The sequence below is a fragment of the Bacteroides sp. GD17 genome, from assembly GCF_038448625.1.
GTDB lineage: Bacteria > Bacteroidota > Bacteroidia > Bacteroidales > Bacteroidaceae > Bacteroides.
Genome location: NZ_JBCEZS010000004.1, coordinates 338,275 through 357,461, shown reverse-complemented (window position 1 = coordinate 357,461; position 19,187 = coordinate 338,275). Strand labels below are relative to the sequence as shown.

Sequence of the window (19,187 nt, the reverse complement as noted above, 5' to 3'; positions counted from 1 at the left end):
ATAATCTTATTTATTGGCATCTCTATCTTTTTTCTGTTTTTTTTCTATCTTTACGTCCGTATATGCAAAAAGAAACGACATTTAAACATATTTGCCATGAGAATAGGTATCTTGACTTCAGGAGGCGACTGTCCCGGCATTAACGCTACGATTCGCGGCGTGTGCAAAACAGCCATTAACCATTATGGAATGGAAGTGATTGGTATTCATAGCGGTTTCCAGGGACTGTTGACCAAAGACGTGGAGTCTTTTACCGATAAATCCTTGTCGGGATTGCTGAATCTCGGAGGCACTATGCTGGGCACTTCCCGCGAGAAACCGTTCAAGAAGAACGGGGTGATGTCTGATGTAAATAAACCGGCTCTGATAGAGGAGAACGTCAAAGAATTGGGGCTGGACTGCGTTGTCTGCATCGGTGGCAACGGTACGCAGAAGACTGCGTCAAAGCTTGCCGCTATGGGGTTGAACATCGTCTCCGTGCCCAAAACTATTGACAATGACATTTGGGGTACCGACTTCTCTTTCGGCTTCGATTCTGCCGTGAGCATTGCTACGGATGCCATAGACCGGTTGCACTCCACTGCCAGCTCGCACAAACGTGTGATGGTGATTGAGGTAATGGGGCATAAGGCCGGCTGGATTGCTCTATACTCCGGTATGGCGGGTGGCGGAGACGTCATTCTGATACCGGAAATACCTTATAACATCCATAATATCGGCGAAACCATTCTGAACCGCTTGAAGAAAGGGAAACCGTATTCCATCGTAGTTGTGGCCGAAGGTATCCTTACGGACGGCCGGAAGCGTGCTGCCGAGTACATTGCGCAGGAAATAGAATATGAGACAGGGATTGAAACCCGCGAAACGGTGTTAGGGTATATTCAGCGCGGCGGTTCGCCTACGCCTTTTGACCGTAACCTGTCTACCCGCATGGGCGGACATGCCACGGAGCTGATTGCGACCGGACAGTTCGGACGTATGGTTACACTGAAAGGGGATGAGATTTCTTCTGCACCCTTGGATGAGATTGCCGGTAAGCTGAAGCTGGTGACCGAAGACACTGATTTAGTCGTTCAAGGCCGTAGGATGGGAATCTGTTTCGGCTGATTCCGGTTCTGCAAGGTTCTCTTGCTCTATAAGACATTCTTCTTCCGCAGAGGTTTCTTCTTCTGCGGGAGTGTCTGTTGTGTGGTTGCGCTCCTTGGCAGCCTGGATCTCTGCTTTGAAAGCATCGTCGTTCTTGATTTTCTTTAATGCCATTTGTGCGGCATTCTGTTGCGACTCTTTCTTGGAATATCCCGTGCCGGTGCCTGCCGAAACACCTTCAATGTGCACTTCGGTATGGAACATCGGATTGTAATCGGCATCAAGGAACTGTTCGATAAGCTCGAAAGATACCTTCATCTTGTTCTTCTGGCTCCACTCAATGAGCTTTGACTTGAAGTTGACCTCTTTGCGGGACATTTTGTCGAGGTCGATGTGATTCTTGAATATTTTCTTCACCATGAATTCCATGCAGCGGTCGTAGCCCTGGTCCAGGTAGATGGCACCGATAAATGCTTCGAAGGCATTGCCGTACATGTAACTGTTGTGTGAAGAGGAGCGGGCGGAGTATTTTACCAGTTTATCCAGCCCTATTTCTACCGCCAGCTTGTTCAGCGTCTCGCGCTGCACTATCTTGGAACGTGTATTGGTGAGGAAACCTTCGCGACGGCCTTCGAAATGCTTGAAGACGATATCCCCCACGATGGCGTCGAGTATGGCGTCACCCAGAAATTCCAGCCGCTCGTTGTTGATGGGGCGTCCCTTTTCGGAGCGCAGGGAAATGGACTTATGCAGCAATGCCTGCTGATAAACCTGAATATCGCGTGGAAAGAAGCCGAGTATCTTATAAAAACAAAGATAAGACTCTCTATCCTTACGGAATAGGAGTCTTATCTTGTCTATTTGATTGCGTAACACGACTATTATTCTGCGTATTTCTTGAAAATAACACATGCATTATGACCGCCGAATCCAAATGTATTGGACAAAGCTACGTTCACCTCGCGCTTTTGTGCTTTGTTGAACGTGAAGTTCAGGTCATAGTCGATGTTCTCGTCATTATCACCCTCTTCGTGGTTGATGGTCGGAGGAACAATACCATTCTTAATTGCAAGAATACTTGCAATGGATTCTACCGCTCCGGCTGCACCCAGCAAGTGACCGGTCATGGACTTCGTAGAACTGATGTTCAGTTCATAAGCATGCTGACCGAATACCTCTTTGATGGCTTTAGCTTCCGAGATATCACCTACCGGAGTAGATGTACCGTGAACATTGATATAATCTACTTCTTCGGGGTTCATTTCTGCATCTTCCAACGCATTCAGCATCACTAACTTGGCTCCCAAACCTTCGGGATGAGAAGCTGTCAGGTGATGAGCATCGGCAGACATACCTACGCCTGCAACTTCCGCATAAATCTTAGCACCACGTGCTTTGGCGTGCTCCAATTCTTCGAGAATGAGGCAACCGCCACCTTCACCCATCACGAAACCGTCACGGCTTGCACTGAACGGGCGGGATGCGTTTTCAGGAGAATCATTACGGGTTGACAATGCATGCATGGCATTGAAACCACCTACACCGCAAGCGGCGATAGCAGCTTCCGAACCGCCACTCACGATTACATTGGCCTTGCCCAGACGGATCAGGTTGAATGCATCGGCAATAGCGTTGGTAGAGGTAGCGCATGCAGAACATGTTGCGTAGTTGGGACCATGGAAACCGTACATGATGGAAATTTGTCCGGCAGCGATGTCCGAAATCATCTTGGGGATGAAGAACGGATTGAACTTGGGACCGTTTTCCTTACCGGTCAAGGCATAGTTTCCTGCCTCTTCCTCGAACGTACGGATACCACCGATACCGGCGCCAAAGATGACACCGATTCTGTTTAAATCCTCATTTTCGACGTCAAGACCAGAATCACCTACCGCTTCTTGGGCTACGGCGATGGCATATTGCGTGTACAAGTCCATCTTGCGAGCTTCTTTGCGGTCTATATATTTGGTGGCATCGAAGCCTTTCACTTCGCATGCAAATTGAGTCTTGAAAAGGGAAGCATCGAAATGAGTAATAGGTCCAGCTCCACTAAGCCCATTCACAAGGTTTTCCCAAAATTCGGGAACACTGTTGCCAATAGGAGTAATGGCGCCAAGACCTGTTACTACAACTCTTTTTAATTCCATGTTTTGTAACTGATGGATAATTACTTAGCGTGTTCTTCGATGTAAGTAACGGCATCGCCCACAGTAGCAATCTTTTCAGCTTGGTCATCAGGGATAGAAATGCCGAATTCTTTTTCGAATTCCATGATAAGTTCTACAGTGTCAAGTGAATCTGCTCCCAGATCGTTAGTGAAGCTAGCTTCAGTTTTTACTTCTGATTCTTCAACGCCCAATTTGTCGACGATAATAGCTTTCACTCTTGATGCAATTTCAGACATAACTTTAAGTTTTTAATTAATAATTAGTTTTATTTCTTTAAATTTGCGGTGCAAAGGAATAAATATTTATCGTTCCTCGCAAATATTTGATGAATTAAATGCAGTTTTTTGCACAATTTTCACGGTTTTGTGCAGAGATTGGAGGGTTTATGAGTAAAAACATAGCTATTTTTGCATCCGGTAGCGGTACGAATGCCGAGAATATTATCCGTTATTTCCGCGAAAAAGGGTCGGCATGTGTCTGTTTGGTTTTGACTAACCGTCAGAATGCGTTCGTCTTAGAGCGTGCACGGGGGCTGGAAGTGTCTTGTGCGTACTTTGCCAAGAGTGATTGGGAAAGTGGCGAGGCCATTTTATCGATGCTGCGCGAGCACAACATTGACTTTGTTGTATTGGCAGGCTTTCTGGCGCGCGTACCGGATAACATTTTGCATGCTTATCCTAATAAAATGATAAATATACATCCTTCACTCTTGCCTAAGTTCGGTGGGAAGGGAATGTATGGCGACCGTGTGCACGAGGCGGTGATAGAAGCGGGCGAAAAGGAAAGTGGTATCACGATACATTATACGAATGAACGCTATGATGAAGGTGCCGTTATCTGCCAAGTGAAGTGCCCCGTACTGCCGGAAGATACTCTGGATGAGTTGGCGCAGCGCATCCATGCTTTGGAATACGAGTACTATCCGAAGATTATTGAAGAACTTCTGAACCCAGTGTGAAAGCACCTTTTTCTCTTCTTAGGGGATAGTCGCCACGCAGTTTCTCGAATAGTTCGGGATGATTCTTTAACGCTTCGCTGTCTCGTCGCGGATCGTACATCTGCAAGTATGCCTCTGCCGGTGTGTTTGCAATGATGATGGGATTCTCCGGTTCGGGTGGTGTGATGTGGTAGTCTGCTTCTATATGGAAAAAGCGGCAAAGTGAGTCGAGCGACATGCGTGTGGCGTTCGCTTTTCCGTCGGCAGAGTAGCCGGCAATATGTGGAGTTCCAAGGAACACCTTATATAATAAGGTAAGGTTGATGTCCGGTTCGTTCTCCCAAACATCGATAATGGCATCGGAAACTTGTCCGTTCTCTAAGGCGCTCAGCAATGCGCCGGTTTCAATTACTTCGCCGCGCGAGGTGTTGATGATGACCGGGCGACGCTTTAGTGATTGAAAGAAAGCATCATCTGCCAGGTGGTAGGTTTTGTATTTCCCTTCTTTATATAAAGGTACATGAAAGGTGAGGATATCACATTCTTCCGCCAGTGTTTGTAAGGAACAGAAGTTTGCTTTTCCTTCTTTGTCTTCGCGGGGCAGGTCGTTTTGCAGTACGCGCATCCCCATTTCATGGGCCACCTCAACGATTTTACTGCCTACGTTGCCTATTCCCACAATTCCCAATGTCAGTTCGGATAACTTTTTCCCCCGAATTTCCTGTAATAATAGGAAGGAAGATTGCAAGTATTGGGCTACAGAAGCGGAGTTACAACCCGGAGCATTGGTCCAGATGATACCGGCTTCACGACAGTATTCCGTGTCGATGTGGTCGAAACCGATGGTAGCGGTAGCTATGAAGCGGACTTTACTGCCTTCCAGCAGTGCCCGGTTGCAATGGGTGCGGGTACGGATAATCAGTGCATCCGCATCTTTTACCGCTACAGGCGTAAAGTCTTTTCCGGGAAGGTAAACCACCTCATCAGCTATCTTTTCGATCGCTTCTTTTATGAAGGGTATTTTATTGTCGACAATGACTTTCATAATCTTCTTCTTTGGGATAATGACTGCAAAGATAACGCTTTTGGTTGTATTTGTGTGCGCTTTCGTGGAAGTATATGTCGGGTGATGAAGATGCAGGCTACTTGTAAAAAAAGCTCCCCCACCAGTTTCCCGGCAGAGGAGCTTCTTGTGATATTAATCAAATAAGGCTGATTAGTCTTTCAGCTTTGCGATGATAAAGTCGCGGTTCAAGCGGGCGATGTTGCTGATAGAAACGTTCTTCGGGCATTCGGCCTCGCATGCACGGGTGTTTGTACAGTTACCGAAACCAAGTTCGTCCATCTTGCTCAGCATAGCTTTGGCACGGCGCAATGCTTCCGGTTTGCCTTGGGGCAGCAGGTTCAACTGGCTTACCTTGGCAGAAACGAACAACATGGCAGAACCATTCTTACAAGCTGCTACACAAGCACCGCAACCGATGCAACTGGCAGCATCCATAGCCTCGTCGGCAACCTGCTTCGGAATCAAGATAGCGTTGGCATCCTGAGGAGCACCTGTACGTATGCTGATGTAACCACCGGCCTGCATAATCTTGTCATAAGCCGTACGGTCTACCATCAAGTCCTTGATAACCGGGAAACCGGCAGAACGCCACGGTTCTACGGTGATAGTATCGCCATCCTTGAAACGACGCATGTAGATCTGGCAAGTGGTAGCACCGGTTGCCGGTCCGTGCGGGTGTCCGTTGATGTAGAGCGAGCACATACCGCAGATACCTTCGCGGCAGTCGTGGTCGAATACAACCGGTTCTTTACCTTCGCTGATGAGCTGTTCGTTCAGGATATCCAGCATTTCGAGGAATGAAGTATCACCGGGGATATCTTTCATTTGGTATGTTTCAAAAGCGCCTTTCGCTTTCGGACCCTTCTGGCGCCATACCTTGAGCGTAAATGATATATTTTTATCCATTTTCTTTAGTTCTTTAAATGTTCAACTTCCCGATTAGCTCTTATAGTTACGAGTCTGTACCTTGATTGCTTCGTAAACCAGCGGTTCTTTCAGCAATACCGGAGCCTTTTCGTCGGAGCCTTGGTATTCCCAGCAAGCCACGTAGAAGAAGTTTTCGTCGTCGCGCTTGGCTTCGCCTTCTTCGGTCTGATATTCTTCACGGAAGTGACCACCGCAGCTTTCGTCGCGGTTCAGGGCATCGTAAGCTACCAATTCGCCCATGATGATGAAGTCATACAGACGAATGGCCTTGTCGAGTTCTACGTTCATACCTTCTTTATCGCCGGGGATGAAGAGGTTGGTTTCGAATTCCTTGCGGATTTCTTTCATCTTCTGGATACCGGTCTTCAAGCCTTCGGCAGTACGTCCCATACCTACATATTCCCACATCACGTGGCCCAGTTCCTTGTGGATGGAGTCTACGGACTTCTTACCCTTGATGTTCATCATCCAGTTAATCTTGTCCTGGATAGCCTTTTCGGCAGCTGCAAACTCGGGCAGATCGGTAGAGAAGCGGGGAACGGTGATCTGGTCGGCCAGATAGTTCTGAATGGTGTAAGGTAATACAAAATAACCGTCGGCCAGACCTTGCATCAATGCAGAAGCACCGAGGCGGTTGGCACCGTGGTCGGAGAAGTTACATTCGCCGATAGCGAACAGACCTTTGATAGAGGTCATCAGTTCGTAGTCTACCCAGATACCACCCATCGTATAGTGGATAGCCGGATAAATCATCATCGGATTATCGTACGGACTGACGTCGGTGATTTCTTCGTACATATCGAAGAGGTTACCGTAGCGTTGTGCCACTACGTCTTTGCCCAGACGGTTGATAGCATCGGAGAAGTCGAGGAATACGGCCAGACCGGTGTTATTTACACCGAAGCCCTTGTCGCAACGTTCTTTGGCAGCGCGGCTGGCAACGTCACGCGGAACGAGGTTACCGAATGCCGGATAGCGGCGTTCCAAGTAATAGTCGCGGTCTTCTTCGGGGATATCTTTTCCTTGCAGAGTGCCTTCCTGCAACTTCTTGGCGTCTTCCAGTTTCTTGGGAACCCAGATACGACCGTCGTTACGCAGAGACTCGGACATCAAAGTCAGCTTGGACTGCTTGTCACCATGTACGGGGATACAAGTCGGGTGAATCTGTACGTAAGCGGGGTTCGCCATCCAAGCACCCTTGCGGTAGCAAGCTACAGCAGCTGTACAGTTACAAGTCATAGCGTTGGTAGAGAGGAAGTATGCATTTCCGTAACCACCGGTAGCGATTACCACTGCATGAGCAGCGAAGCGTTCCAGCTTACCGGTTACGAGGTTCTTTGCGATGATACCGCGGGCGCGTCCGTCGATGAGGACAACGTCCTGCATTTCATAGCGGGTAAAGAGTTTCACAGTACCTACGTTCACCTGGCGGCTCAGTGCAGAGTAAGCACCCAGCAACAGCTGCTGACCGGTCTGGCCTTTAGCGTAGAATGTACGTGATACCTGTGCGCCACCAAAAGAACGGTTGTCGAGCAAACCGCCGTATTCGCGGGCGAAAGGTACGCCTTGTGCCACGCACTGGTCGATAATACTGTTTGAAACTTCGGCCAGACGGTAAACGTTGGCTTCGCGGGCACGGTAGTCACCGCCCTTTACTGTATCGTAGAACAGACGGTAGATGGAGTCACCGTCGTTTTGGTAATTCTTGGCAGCATTGATACCTCCCTGTGCAGCGATGGAGTGTGCACGGCGCGGAGAATCCTGGATGCAGAAGTTGAATACTCTGAAACCCATTTCACCGAGTGAAGCGGCAGCACTGGCACCTGCCAGTCCGGTTCCTACTACGATGATGTCCAAACGGCGCTTGTTAGCGGGGTTTACTAATTTTTGGTGAGCTTTATAGTTGGTCCATTTCTCAGCCACCGGTCCTTCCGGTATTTTAGAATCTATCTTAGTCATAATGCTATTACAATTTAATCATTTACAATTTATAATTTAGCAAGCGCCGCATAATGATTTAGCAAAAAATACGACAACTACCAGGGCGAAGCATACAACAACGATAGTGGAGTAGATGTTGGAGATGCATTTCCAACGGTTAATCCATACTTTGTTGTTCCAACCCAAAGATTGCATGGAGCTCCAGAAACCGTGAGTCAGGTGGAACCACAATGCGCCCAGCCAAACGAGGTAAAGCACTACGTACACCGGATTGCCGAATGTGTTCTCAATGTGATAAACACCGTTGGCAGCATACGCCAGAGCACCGGCATCGGCATTCATGCCCATGTTGTGCATCAACTCGGGAAGCTGCATTTTAGACCAGAAGTTTACCAGGTGCAGACCCAAACCTACAATTACGATAAGACCCAGCACGAGCATGTTTTGAGAAGCCCATTCTACGGTTTTAGGTTTGTCTACTACTGCATAACGTTCACTACCGCGTGCCTTGCGGTTTTGCATCGTCAGCCAGAAAGCGTAGATGATGTGAATGATGAAGAGGGCAGCCAAACCTACCGTAGCCACCAGGGCATACCAGTTTGCTCCCAGGAACTCACAAACCATGTTGTATCCCTCGGCCGAGATCAATGCAACCAGGTTCATCGCCATGTGAAACGTCAGAAACAGGACAAGGGCGATACCGGTAACGCTCATCACCACTTTCCTTCCTACAGATGAATTACTTAACCACATAAATGATTGAATTTAAGTTATTTAATAGTTTGAAAATATATTCTATTAAGAGACGTTATGCTAATTTCTCGCAAAAATAGATGAAATACCTTGATTAAACAAGCGATTAAAGAAATAATTCCGTAATCGGGGAGGGAGGAAGTTGATAAGAGAATAAGGCAGGAAACAGATTATTCTTCCTCGTCTTCTTGTTCCCTGCCCGAAGCGTCTCCTCTTTCCTTACAGATTATGGAAATTTTCTCTCCGTTGGCCGCACGTTTCCGCAAGGAGCGGGGGGTATCTCCGAAAGAGTCCTTGCAGAAGTGTGCAAAGTGGGATAAGGAGTCGAAACCATAGCGGGCACTGATGACGGATATACGTTGCTTGGTATATTGGAGGTCGTTCAATATGCCTTCGCGTTTCTTGTCCAGAATCCATTCGTACACCGGCACTCCATACATGTTTTTAAAAAGACGGCGGAATGTGGTGGTGGTATATCCGCCAAGATGGGCAAATTCTTCCACATTCTTCACCTTGTCATAGTTCTGCATGACGAAGTACTGGAAGCTTTCCGTATAAGTGCTGATAGGATAGAAGAAGGTACTGATCTGACGTAGCGGATAGTAACAGGTCAGGATATACACCAGTTCCTGGCATTTGATGTCGACATACTTGCTGCAGGCATAGGGTTGTTCCCTGAAGTAGCCGGCAAGGTTTTTCAGCAGGTTTTCGAGTATGGAAACGGCTGTTAGCGGGGCATACGTCAAAGGAGATTCCGCACTTTTCAGAATTTCTTTGTAACGTTCCTCGCAGAGTACCGGAAGTTCGGTAAACCAATAAACGATATATTCTACATTGCTCAATGCTAAAAGTTCGACTTTGGAGCCGATTGCTTGCAGTATGAACTGGCGACTTTGAAGAGTAGTACCGGGATATTCTTCGCTATTTACAAGCAATTCACCTTTTAGCAAAAATATCATGCAGTTTTGTGTGCACTTTTCAGCAGAAAAATGTTGCCCTTGGGGGTATTGTCTGTAGATCAATACTCCTTCTGATTTTTGGGGACATAACGCACAGTCAATTTGCCGCGTACAACAAGTATCCAATGTCATGAAATGATAGGCGAATTATTATAAATGTGGCAACAAAGATAGGATATTTTTATGAAAACTCTAACTATTTGGACTATCTTTGCGCCAAACTAACGTGAAGACTTCATGAAAAGGACCTTTTTTTTTGTATATTTTATCTCCATTGTTGTATTCAGTCTTTCGGCGCAAAATTGGGATATCAATACTCTGCACGAGATAAACAGTTGGGATGGTAAATTTATCCGTAATTATAATAAGATAATTTCCCGGTCGGAACCTTATGTTGTTCTCGGTATTCCGGTAGCAATGGCTGTGGCGGCCTGGGTAAAACATGATAAGCAATTATTGAAAGATGCGGTGTATGTGGGGACAAGCGTTGCCGGAACGTTTGTTGTGACTTATGGTCTGAAATACTTGGTAGACCGCGCACGCCCTTATGACAGATATCCTGACCGCGTGCATCCGTACAGTTATGAGAGCAGTCCTTCTTTTCCTTCGTCGCATACGTCAACAGCCTTTGCGCTTGCCACCTCTTTGTGCATAAAGTATCCCAAGTGGTATGTGATAGCGCCGTCTGCTTTGTGGGCTTGCTCCGTAGGAGTCTCGCGTATGAACGAGGGGGTGCATTATCCGACCGATGTATTGGCGGGAGCGGCAATCGGCATCGGGTGCTCGGTAGCGAATGTCTATATAAACCGATGGCTGAATAAGTGGCTGTTCGGAGAATAAAAGGGATGTCTTCAGCATTGATATTGAGGCGTTTGACAGACGCCAGTCCCTGTCATGACAGACACCAGTGTCTATCGTGACAAACACAAGTGTCTGTCACAACAAACACAAGTGTTTGTCATGACAGGGACTGGTGTCTGAGAATCTATTTAATATCTATTGTCTGGTTTAGCTTGATGTCTTGTGACGAACCGCCTGCTTGTACTTCCACAGCACCCGGTTCCAACTTCCAATCATTGGCTGCTTCATCCCAATGGCGCAGCTTCTCAAGAGGAATTTCTATCTTTACAGATTTACTTTCATCCGCTTGCAAAGCTACCCGTTGGAATCCTTTCAACTCCTTCAGCGGGCGTTCAATCTTGGAATCGGGGCGGCTGACGTAGATTTGTACGACCTCTTCTCCGCTGCGTTTGCCTGTATTGCTGAGGTTCAGTTCTACATACAATTTCTCATTGTCCGCCTTGACTTGCAGATCGGAATAGTTGAAAGTGGTATAGGAAAGTCCGTGTCCGAACGGATATTGTACGGGGACATGCTTGGTGTCGTACCAGCGGTAACCTACAAATATACCTTCAGCATAATCGGCAGTCGGTCCGCTCTTCTGATCCGTTTCCTTTTCGTCTACCAGATTCACGAAGATATCATCCTGTTTCTGGCGTTCGTCCTGCGGATATACTTTCAGGCTATAAGCGGGAGAGTCTTCCAAGCGTATGGGGAACGTAAACGGCAATTTACCCGAAGGCGATATCTTTCCTAACAGTACGTCGGCCAGTGCGTTACCGCCTTCGGTACCGTTGAACCATGAAACGAGGATGGCAGGTGATGCCTGGTCTACAACACGCAGGTCCAAAGGACCTCCGGTTACGAGCACCGTAACAATATTGGGATTTGCAGCGGCAAGCGCTTTCAACAGTTCATCCTGTCCCATGGGCAGGGTGATGGCTTTGCGGTCGCTGCCTTCCGTCTCTACTTCCCGGTTGTCACCGGCAACGAAAATCACGAGATCTGAATTCTTGGCAAGCTGTACGGCTTCACTCATCAGCTTGGGGTCGGCTTTGGTATACGGAGAAACACGGGTTTCACGTTCGTGTTTGCTGAATGCACGGTAGCCTTGTGCCCATTCCACTTGAGCATCCGTACCACTGAGCTGCTTGAGGAGTCCTTCCAGCGGGGTGACTTCATACAGAGTCTTGACCCCTGCTCCTACACCGCCTAATGCCTGTTCCCGTACAGCATTATCGCCGATAACGGCAATCTTCTTGTATTTATCCGTTTGGATGGGAAGCAGTTCGTTCTGGTTCTTCAGCAGTACAATGGATTTTGATGCTACATTGTAAGCAATCTGTTGCTGTTCGGGCTGGGAAGTCATCATTTTGTTGGCTTCTTCTTCCGGTACGGCTTTCACGGCAAGACGGACGCGCAGGATGTTGCGCACCTTGCTATCGATGACGCTTTCGGGCACTACACCGGCTTTCACCGAATCGAGTAAGGCTTGTCCGAAGTAGCGGTCGCCCGGCATTTCAACGTCCATTCCGTTCATTGCAGCATTTACGGTATTGTGCACACCGCCCCAATCCGAGATGACCATTCCGTGGAATCCCCATTCGTCGCGCAGGATTTCATTCAGCAGCATTCCGTTCTCCGAGCACCAATATCCTTCTACCTTATTATAAGCAGCCATCACTCCGTAAGCATCCGCTTCCTTTACGGCAGCTTCGAAGGGAGGCAGGTAGATTTCGCGCATGGCACGCGGGCTTACCTTTACATCAATGCTTCCACGGTCGTTCTCCTGGTTGTTGAGCGCATAGTGTTTCAGGCAGACGGCGGCTCCGTTATCCTGAGCACCCAGTGTGTATTGTACGGCAAGTGCGGCGCTCAATATGGGGTCTTCGCTTAAATATTCGTAAGTACGCCCTCCGGTGGGCAGGCGCTGGATGTTGATGGCCGGGCCCAGTATCATGTCCTTGCCTCTCAGCCGGGCTTCTTTGGCCATACCCATACCATATTGGTAAGCCATGTCCTCGCTCCATGTAGCTGCCAGGGCCGAACCGGTGGGGAAGAAGGTTGCCGAGTCGGTAGTCAGTCCTATTGAGTTCCACGAGTGCGGCTCCATTTCTTCACGGATGCCGAAGGGGCCGTCGGCATATTTCACATCTGCTATGCCCAAGCGCTCTACGCCTGCCGAAGAGAACATGTGCTTACCATGCAGCATGTTCACTTTCTCTTCGAGCGTCATGCGGGAAATCAGGTCTGTGATTTTATCTTCATTCTGCATCAGTGGAGATACCTGTACGTTCTCGCTTGGTTTCTGTGCACAGGCAGTCAGCAGGGTGATGCCCAGTGCGGTGAAAAGTTTATTGATGTGTTTCATAACTTCAATTCTTTATTTTGTTTCTTTCTTGAATACCTTATAAGAATGAGGCATTAAAGTGACGCGGTAACTGTTCTTTCCGTTGGAAGGCAGGTATGATTTCCCGCTTACAATGTCTGTCAGTGAAGATACTTTCTCGTCCGTTACTACTTGTACGGTCACGGCTTCATCCAGGAAAGACTCTACGATGAAAGTGCCATTGTCGTATACCATCAAGGCAACTTTCGACGGGCCTTCGAGGCGTACGTCCAGGTCTTGTGAGAGGATGCGGCGGATAACGTTGAGTGCGCTTGCCGGATAGTCGTACAGATTGCCCATATCATCGGGAATCGTCAGTACGTACAGATTTCCTGTAGAGTAAGGAGCGCGCAGCATGATGGGATAGCCCGATACCCCTCCGTCCAACGGACGTCCTGCACTGATTACTTCCCAGGCATCATTGGTCTGATAGCGTACCTGCGGAATCAGGATCTCTCTGTCCAGTTTTCCGTGTCTACCCATATCATTGACGATGGCTTTCAGATCCGTGCAGCGGAGTTCCGAGACTTGTGCTATCTGGTCGGGGATGGCTTTCAGCAAGCTGCTTGTGATGACTACATCGTGGCCGCTTTGCAGTTGCTTCTTGATGTGTGTCATTATCTTCGGGTCTGCAGCTGCCTGTTCGGTAAGCAGAACCACTTTCTGGTTTTCGGGGAATCTCGGTACCATGTTCATGGGCAATCCTATCATTCCTAAATAGTTCTGCAAGAAATCATCGCCCAGTGAATGGAAGGGTTTGTATGAGTAGATGCCGACGGGGTTACCGAGCTTGTATACAAACTGGTCAATCTGTTCGAAAGCCACACCTGCTACACGTGCCATGGTGGTGGGAACTACCTTGGCACCGCCGTTCAATGCTACCGGCTGCATCATTTCGTCATAGTCGAAGCTGGTGCCTTGTCCTTGCCATTGCTTACGGTGTACATCAGGATTGAGCTTTACCCCGATTAGCTGATGGTAGGCAAACAAGTTGATTTCGGGAGCTTTGGCAAACATGGTCAGCCACAACTGCTCGGCGTAGCGGTCCATACCCATATTGCTGCCCCCTGCATCTACCCATCCTCCTAAGTTGTATCCGGGACGGAGATTATCAAAATAGCGGATGATGTTGTAGCTCAAGTAATTCTGCAAGTGTTGGGCGGTACCCGGGTCGCGTGTCTCCGTTCCGGTCCATATAGCGTCGAAGAGTTGCGGTCCGCGCTCCAGGTCGAAGCCCAGTCCCTGGAAATGATCGTACCAGTTGGGGTATTTGATAATCACTTTTACCTTCGGATTCACTTTCTTGGCAGGTTGTAGCACCAATTCCTGACCGGCTTTGGTCATCAGGTCCAGACGGTATTTAGTCCAACTCTGTTCTCCTTTGGCCTTGATTTCGATGTCCGACTTGCAGCTGGTGAAGAAGAAGTCGTCCAGAATGAAATCGTCGAAATGCTTTGCCGTATGTTCGGCAATCTCGCGTACTTTCTTCCGGTGATCGGGGTTGGAGTAGCAGAAAGTCTCGAAGCTGTTCGATTCGTCGATGGTGTAGGTGATACCGCCTCCTACTTCCACTCCTTTTTCCTTAAAGAAGCGTTTGGCTTGTTCCAGGGTGGCATCGGGTACGATGAGCAGGTCGCGGTGGGTTTCGAGATAGATTTTATCTACTTTCACCTGGCTGGATATGATATTCCATGTGGAGTCCAGCCATTGCAAGTCTTTCATCTTTTCTACTTCGTAGGCACGTGTGTAAACAGATACTTTGAAGCTTTTGTAGTTTCCTGCCCAAGTGGTGCATGTTAGCAACAGGGCAAACAGTGTGCATGCAAGATGCGATTTTAAGTGTCTTTCCATATTAGTTATTGATTTATAAATGGTGTTTTTTACTTCGTTGTAAAATTAACCCGTTATTATGGAAAGGGAGGGGGAGATTTGTTTCAATGAGAGGGGAGATTGGTTGCCGGGGTAGGGCAGATGGTTCCTATTCGGGGCTCGTTTGGGTAATGGAAGGTTTGTTGCTGTTTCTCTCGTATTCCGAGGGCAGCATCCCGAACTCTTCTTTGAAATATTTGCGGAAGGCTTTGATGTCGTTCATGCCTATTTCCATGGCTATTTCATTGATACGTAGCTGGGTCTTTTCCAATAATTGTGCTGCGTATCTCAATCGTACCGAGCGTATAAGTTCGAGTGGAGTTTTTCCGGTCAGGGAAAGCGACTTCTTATAGAAATTGGTTCTGCTCATGCACATCTGCTTGCTGAGCAGTTCAACTGAAAGCAACGGGTTCGACCGTTCCTGCTCGATGTAAGCGATTGCTTTTCGTATCAGTTCCTCGTCCAGGGAACTGATTGGGGCGTCGGCAAGCTGGATGCTGGTACGCGATGACTTCATCAACTTCTGCTGTATCTGTGCCTGCTGCTCGGCGATATGCTTTATTTTCAAGGAAAGCACATCTATATTGAAAGGCTTGCAGATGTAATCATCGGCACCGGCTTGCAGGCCGGTGTATTCATTCTCTTGTCCGGTTTTGGCAGTGAGCAGTATTACCGGGATGTGTGAAGTGCGTACATCCCCCTTTATCAGACGGCATAGACTGATTCCGTCCATTACCGGCATCATGATGTCTGTAATGACTATATCCGGGAATGTTTTTAGTATACATTCCCAGGCTTCCTGGCCATTGGGTTGCGTTATTACATTGTAGGTCTCCTTGAGGCAGAGCGAAATGTACTCGCGGAAGTCCTTGTTGTCGTCCACCAGCAGGATAGTGGGCTTTTGGGCGTTTGCCTTTTCTTCCGGTTCGCTCTCATTCGGGAGTTCGGTGGGAGGAATTGCAATGCTTTCTTCCTCTACATCATGTATTGTTTCCTGATATTCGTTTGTTTCGATGGGGAAGTAAAAGGCGAAAGTGCTGCCCTGTCCGTAGGTGCTGTCTACTGTTATCTCTCCATGATGTATTTCTGCAAACTCGTGGCATAAATGCAGTCCGATACCGGTTCCCCTGCTGTCATCGTTTGCCTGATAGAAGCGGTCGAATATATGTTTCTGGTCTTCCGGAAGGATGCCGATTCCGGTGTCCGACACCTCTATGCAAAGTTGCAACTGCTCTTTCCGTTGTATAGGGAATAGCTTGACGGTTATCTTTCCCTTCTCCGGGGTGAATTTGAATGCATTGTTCAGCAGGTTGGTCAGGATCTTACGCACCTTGTCGGCATCGAACTTGATGATAAACGAAGGAGTGGACGAGGAAAAAGAAAAAGAGATTTCCTTTTCCTCGGACAGTTGGCGGAAAGACCGGACGATATCGTTTACAAACAGCACGATATCTCCTGAGGATAATATGAGTTGGTGTTTCTTTTTATCTATTTTGCGGAAGTCCAGCACTTGATTCACCAAATCCAACAGTTGTTGCGCATTTTGTCGGATCAGTTGGTAAGACATCCGTAGCTCGGCATTTTGTTCCGTCTTCAGCAAGCGCTCGACAGGCAGGATGATGAGTGAGAGCGGCGTGCGGAACTCATGGCTGATATTGGTGAAGAAGCGCAGTTTCATTTCGTCCATGTCGTGTTGCTGGCGCGACACCATCTTCTCCTTTTCGTATCTGAATCTCTTATTCTGTATGTTCAGGATATAGCGCAGTATCAGGTACAGAATGACAAGAAGCAGAATGATGTACAGTACATAAGCATATATGGACGAATAGAATGGAGGTGCTATGTGAATGGGAATCTGTATTGTCTCGCTGGTCTGTCCGTTGTTGGGGTTGCTGGCTTTGGCCATGAATACATAGTCTCCCGGATTCAGGTTTGTATAGGTGACGAGCTGGTGGTTGCTGGCTATTTCGTTCCATTGCGAGTCGAGACCCTCCATTTTGTAAGAGATGCTGTTCTTCTGCGGGTGCAGATAGTCCAGAATAGCCAGGCTCAGTGCCAGGTTATGCTGTCCGTAGTTTAAACTGATCTGGGGGGAATAGCTGATGTCACTCGCTATGATGGGCTTTCCGTCATACGGCGTATTGGGAGAGATGATTTGGTTCTGTACCTGCAGGTCTGTAATCATTATCTTGGGTGAGTTCTGCCTGAGGTCTATCTCGTGGGGAGTGAAGATGGCCAATCCGTTGGTCGTCCCGAAGATGAAGTTTCCGTCCTTGTCTGTAGAACCGGCATTGCGGTTGAAGGTTGCGGAGGGCAGGCCGTCTTCCTGCATATAGTTCTGGAAGTTGCAGCCGGTCTTGTCCTGGGTGGTTTCCAGTTTCGCTTTTGTCAGTCCGTTCTTGGTGCCAATCCACATGTAGCCTTTGAGGTCTTCCCGGAAGATGGAGATATGATTGTCCGGCAGCCCGTTGTCTGTATCGAAATGAAGTAGTTCCCCGGTATTTCTGTTGCAGATGTAGATGCCGTTGTTGCCTCCCATCCACAGCCGGTTGTTGGAATCTACATAAATGGTGTAGAAATAAGTTTCGTTGATGGCATGTCCCTGGGAGAACTCCTCGTTCAGCATCTGTATTTTCTGGGTAGCGGTGTTGAATATGTTAATGCCTTGGCTGGTGCTGATGAATAACTCATGCTGTCCTCCCAGGGCTATCGCATTGACTTTCTTCTGGTAAAGGCTGTCTTTGCCATATACTATATGTTTCTCTTCCCACGTTTTCGTATCGATATCGAAATGGTAGAATCCGTCTTCCAATGTCCCTATCCAAAGGCTGTTGTCGCCATCGTACTCCATGCTGGTAATGCTGGTCAGCTCATTGTGTCCTTTCTTGATTTTCCGAGGCGAGAAGGTATGGAACTGCCCGTCGAAACAGACCAGCCCGCCCATGTAGGTACCTATCCAGAGGCGCCCCTTTTTATCTTTTATCATATATACAATGATGTTGGAAGACAGGCTGCCGGGATTCTGCGGATTGTGCACATAGCGTTTATATTCCTGCGTCAGCCGGTTGTAGCAGAGCAGTCCGCCGCCGTTGGTACCTATCCACAACTGCTGCGGGGAGTCCTGAAGAATGCAGGTGCAATCATTTTCCTCGATACCACTGTCGGCAGACAGCGGGTATAGCAGACGTTTGAACTTGAAGAGATTCTTGTGATGATAATCTACACCTTTCTTATAAGTGCCCAGCCAGATGATTTCTTCATTATCCTTGTAGATGGATATGATACTGTTTTGACTGATGCTGCCCTTGACGAAAGGATTGTTTCTGAGGCAGGTGATTCTTTCCGTCCGTTTGTCGTACAGGTTGAGGCCGCCGTGGTCGGTAGCTATCCAGATGATGCCGTTGCTGCTCTGCTCTATCCCCCTCACCATGTTGGACGATAGCTTGACTTTGGATTGGGTATCGAACTTGCGCCATGTGTTTTCTTGCGGGGAATACAGATAAACTCCCCAATAATTGGGGGCATCCTGATAAATCCATAACTCTCCGTCCCGGTCGATGTACACATTCCATCCGGTGGTGAGGTCGGGATGTTGCTGGTGCAGGTATTCGGTCTTGAACAGGGTTTCGAAGCGGTTCAGGTTTACACATTCCAGCAGTCCGTTGCTGTATAGCAGGTACATTTCGCTTTCGTAGATGGCTATAGCCGAAACCGGACATTGCTCCTGATTGTTCTTGAGAGTGGTTACGGTCTTCGCAAAGTAACTGTAAAGATATACATTGCCTTGCTTGTCGGTAAAAAGCAGATTATTGTCTATTGCAGGAAATACTTGGTAAATCTCTTGCGATATGTTGAGTGAACGGGCTATCTCGGAAGCTGTGTGAAAGGTGTTCTTCTCTGGGTTGAAAACGCTGATTTGTTGGTCTTTGTAAGTAATCCAGAGAAGCCCGTCTTTAGTCTCGCTCATCCTGAAGACGGTTTCTTCTGAAAAAGGCGCCCCGTTCTCGCGGTGCTGGAACGTCTTGAAGGAATTGGCATCATAACGATTGATGTGCGAGACAGTTCCAAACCACATGAAACCGCGTGAATCTTTGAAGATGCAGGTGATTTCATTGGAAGAGAGCCCGTTGGTATTATCCAAATGGGAGAAATAAATGTCTGACTCATAAGCTTGACCTATACAGGCAATGGCCCATTGCAGAAGTACAAGTATCGTTATGAGGCGTTTCATGATAAATTAGATTGGGCTAAG

At 47.9% G+C, this 19,187-nt stretch carries 14 protein-coding genes; 3 read left to right on the top strand and 11 right to left on the bottom strand.

The window, feature by feature from the left end; translation table 11 throughout:
* Window positions 1-96: 96 nt before the first annotated feature.
* Window positions 97-1,107, top strand: a complete 1,011-nt coding sequence (locus AAE250_RS08640; protein WP_294596388.1) for an ATP-dependent 6-phosphofructokinase — start codon at window positions 97-99, stop codon at window positions 1,105-1,107.
* On the opposite strand, the gene rnc is transcribed toward AAE250_RS08640, so the two are convergent.
* The 3 genes from rnc to AAE250_RS08625 are packed head-to-tail and all read right to left on the bottom strand — an operon-like array spanning window position 1,066 to window position 3,490.
* Complete coding sequence (rnc, locus tag AAE250_RS08635; protein ID WP_294596386.1) at window positions 1,066-1,962, bottom strand: ribonuclease III; 897 nt, start codon at window positions 1,960-1,962, stop codon at window positions 1,066-1,068. The genes AAE250_RS08640 and rnc overlap by 42 nt on opposite strands.
* A 5-nt stretch (window positions 1,963-1,967) precedes the next feature.
* Entirely contained in the window at window positions 1,968-3,233 is a 1,266-nt protein-coding gene (fabF, locus tag AAE250_RS08630; RefSeq protein ID WP_294596383.1) for a beta-ketoacyl-ACP synthase II, read from the bottom strand.
* Between the two features lie 20 nt (window positions 3,234-3,253).
* On the bottom strand, window positions 3,254-3,490 hold the full coding sequence (locus tag AAE250_RS08625) for an acyl carrier protein (RefSeq protein WP_294596380.1): 237 nt from the start codon (window positions 3,488-3,490) through the stop codon (window positions 3,254-3,256).
* Window positions 3,491-3,639: 149 nt separating this feature from the next.
* On the opposite strand from AAE250_RS08625, the gene purN reads away from it, so the two are divergent.
* On the top strand, window positions 3,640-4,212 hold the full coding sequence (gene purN / locus AAE250_RS08620; protein WP_294596377.1) for a phosphoribosylglycinamide formyltransferase: 573 nt from the start codon (window positions 3,640-3,642) through the stop codon (window positions 4,210-4,212).
* On the opposite strand, the gene pdxB is transcribed toward purN, so the two are convergent.
* The 5 genes from pdxB to AAE250_RS08595 form a co-directional block, all read right to left on the bottom strand.
* A complete protein-coding gene (pdxB, locus tag AAE250_RS08615) occupies window positions 4,184-5,236 on the bottom strand; it encodes a 4-phosphoerythronate dehydrogenase PdxB (RefSeq protein ID WP_294596375.1) in 1,053 nt (350 codons plus the stop codon). The genes purN and pdxB overlap by 29 nt on opposite strands.
* Before the next feature lie 171 nt (window positions 5,237-5,407).
* Window positions 5,408-6,163, bottom strand: a complete 756-nt coding sequence (locus tag AAE250_RS08610) for a succinate dehydrogenase/fumarate reductase iron-sulfur subunit (RefSeq protein ID WP_294596372.1) — start codon at window positions 6,161-6,163, stop codon at window positions 5,408-5,410.
* A gap of 33 nt (window positions 6,164-6,196) precedes the next feature.
* The gene (locus AAE250_RS08605; protein WP_294596369.1) at window positions 6,197-8,143 is read right to left on the bottom strand and encodes a fumarate reductase/succinate dehydrogenase flavoprotein subunit; all 1,947 of its coding nucleotides are present in this window, start codon (window positions 8,141-8,143) and stop codon (window positions 6,197-6,199) included.
* Between the two features lie 36 nt (window positions 8,144-8,179).
* Entirely contained in the window at window positions 8,180-8,878 is a 699-nt protein-coding gene (locus AAE250_RS08600; protein WP_294596366.1) for a succinate dehydrogenase/fumarate reductase cytochrome b subunit, read from the bottom strand.
* A 170-nt stretch (window positions 8,879-9,048) separates the two neighbouring features.
* Complete coding sequence (locus AAE250_RS08595; RefSeq protein WP_294596363.1) at window positions 9,049-9,969, bottom strand: helix-turn-helix domain-containing protein; 921 nt, start codon at window positions 9,967-9,969, stop codon at window positions 9,049-9,051.
* A gap of 105 nt (window positions 9,970-10,074) precedes the next feature.
* Between AAE250_RS08595 and AAE250_RS08590 the strand changes: the two genes are divergently transcribed.
* Window positions 10,075-10,677: a phosphatase PAP2 family protein gene (locus AAE250_RS08590; protein WP_294596360.1), complete on the top strand. Its 603-nt coding sequence runs from the start codon at window positions 10,075-10,077 to the stop codon at window positions 10,675-10,677.
* A 145-nt stretch (window positions 10,678-10,822) separates the two neighbouring features.
* Here AAE250_RS08590 and AAE250_RS08585 read toward each other — a convergent pair whose 3' ends face one another.
* The 3 genes from AAE250_RS08585 to AAE250_RS08575 form a co-directional block, all read right to left on the bottom strand.
* Window positions 10,823-13,048, bottom strand: a complete 2,226-nt coding sequence (locus AAE250_RS08585) for a glycoside hydrolase family 3 C-terminal domain-containing protein (protein WP_294596359.1) — start codon at window positions 13,046-13,048, stop codon at window positions 10,823-10,825.
* A 12-nt stretch (window positions 13,049-13,060) separates the two neighbouring features.
* Window positions 13,061-14,917, bottom strand: coding sequence for a hypothetical protein (locus tag AAE250_RS08580; protein WP_294596356.1), 1,857 nt, complete (start codon window positions 14,915-14,917; stop codon window positions 13,061-13,063).
* Window positions 14,918-15,044: 127 nt separating this feature from the next.
* Entirely contained in the window at window positions 15,045-19,166 is a 4,122-nt protein-coding gene (locus tag AAE250_RS08575; protein ID WP_294596354.1) for a hybrid sensor histidine kinase/response regulator transcription factor, read from the bottom strand.
* Window positions 19,167-19,187: the final 21 nt, after the last annotated feature.

Excerpts from the sequence above, each read along its gene's own strand:
- AAE250_RS08640 (WP_294596388.1), top strand. The coding sequence starts at position 97 with ATGAGAATAGGTATCTTGACTTCAGGAGGCGACTGTCCCGGCATTAAC.
- fabF (WP_294596383.1), bottom strand. The coding sequence starts at position 3,233 with ATGGAATTAAAAAGAGTTGTAGTAACAGGTCTTGGCGCCATTACTCCT.
- AAE250_RS08625 (WP_294596380.1), bottom strand. The coding sequence starts at position 3,490 with ATGTCTGAAATTGCATCAAGAGTGAAAGCTATTATCGTCGACAAATTG.
- purN (WP_294596377.1), top strand. The coding sequence starts at position 3,640 with ATGAGTAAAAACATAGCTATTTTTGCATCCGGTAGCGGTACGAATGCC.
- pdxB (WP_294596375.1), bottom strand. The coding sequence starts at position 5,236 with ATGAAAGTCATTGTCGACAATAAAATACCCTTCATAAAAGAAGCGATC.
- AAE250_RS08610 (WP_294596372.1), bottom strand. The coding sequence starts at position 6,163 with ATGGATAAAAATATATCATTTACGCTCAAGGTATGGCGCCAGAAGGGT.
- AAE250_RS08605 (WP_294596369.1), bottom strand. The coding sequence starts at position 8,143 with ATGACTAAGATAGATTCTAAAATACCGGAAGGACCGGTGGCTGAGAAA.
- AAE250_RS08600 (WP_294596366.1), bottom strand. The coding sequence starts at position 8,878 with ATGTGGTTAAGTAATTCATCTGTAGGAAGGAAAGTGGTGATGAGCGTT.
- AAE250_RS08595 (WP_294596363.1), bottom strand. The coding sequence starts at position 9,969 with ATGACATTGGATACTTGTTGTACGCGGCAAATTGACTGTGCGTTATGT.
- AAE250_RS08590 (WP_294596360.1), top strand. The coding sequence starts at position 10,075 with ATGAAAAGGACCTTTTTTTTTGTATATTTTATCTCCATTGTTGTATTC.
- AAE250_RS08585 (WP_294596359.1), bottom strand. The coding sequence starts at position 13,048 with ATGAAACACATCAATAAACTTTTCACCGCACTGGGCATCACCCTGCTG.
- AAE250_RS08580 (WP_294596356.1), bottom strand. The coding sequence starts at position 14,917 with ATGGAAAGACACTTAAAATCGCATCTTGCATGCACACTGTTTGCCCTG.
- AAE250_RS08575 (WP_294596354.1), bottom strand. The coding sequence starts at position 19,166 with ATGAAACGCCTCATAACGATACTTGTACTTCTGCAATGGGCCATTGCC.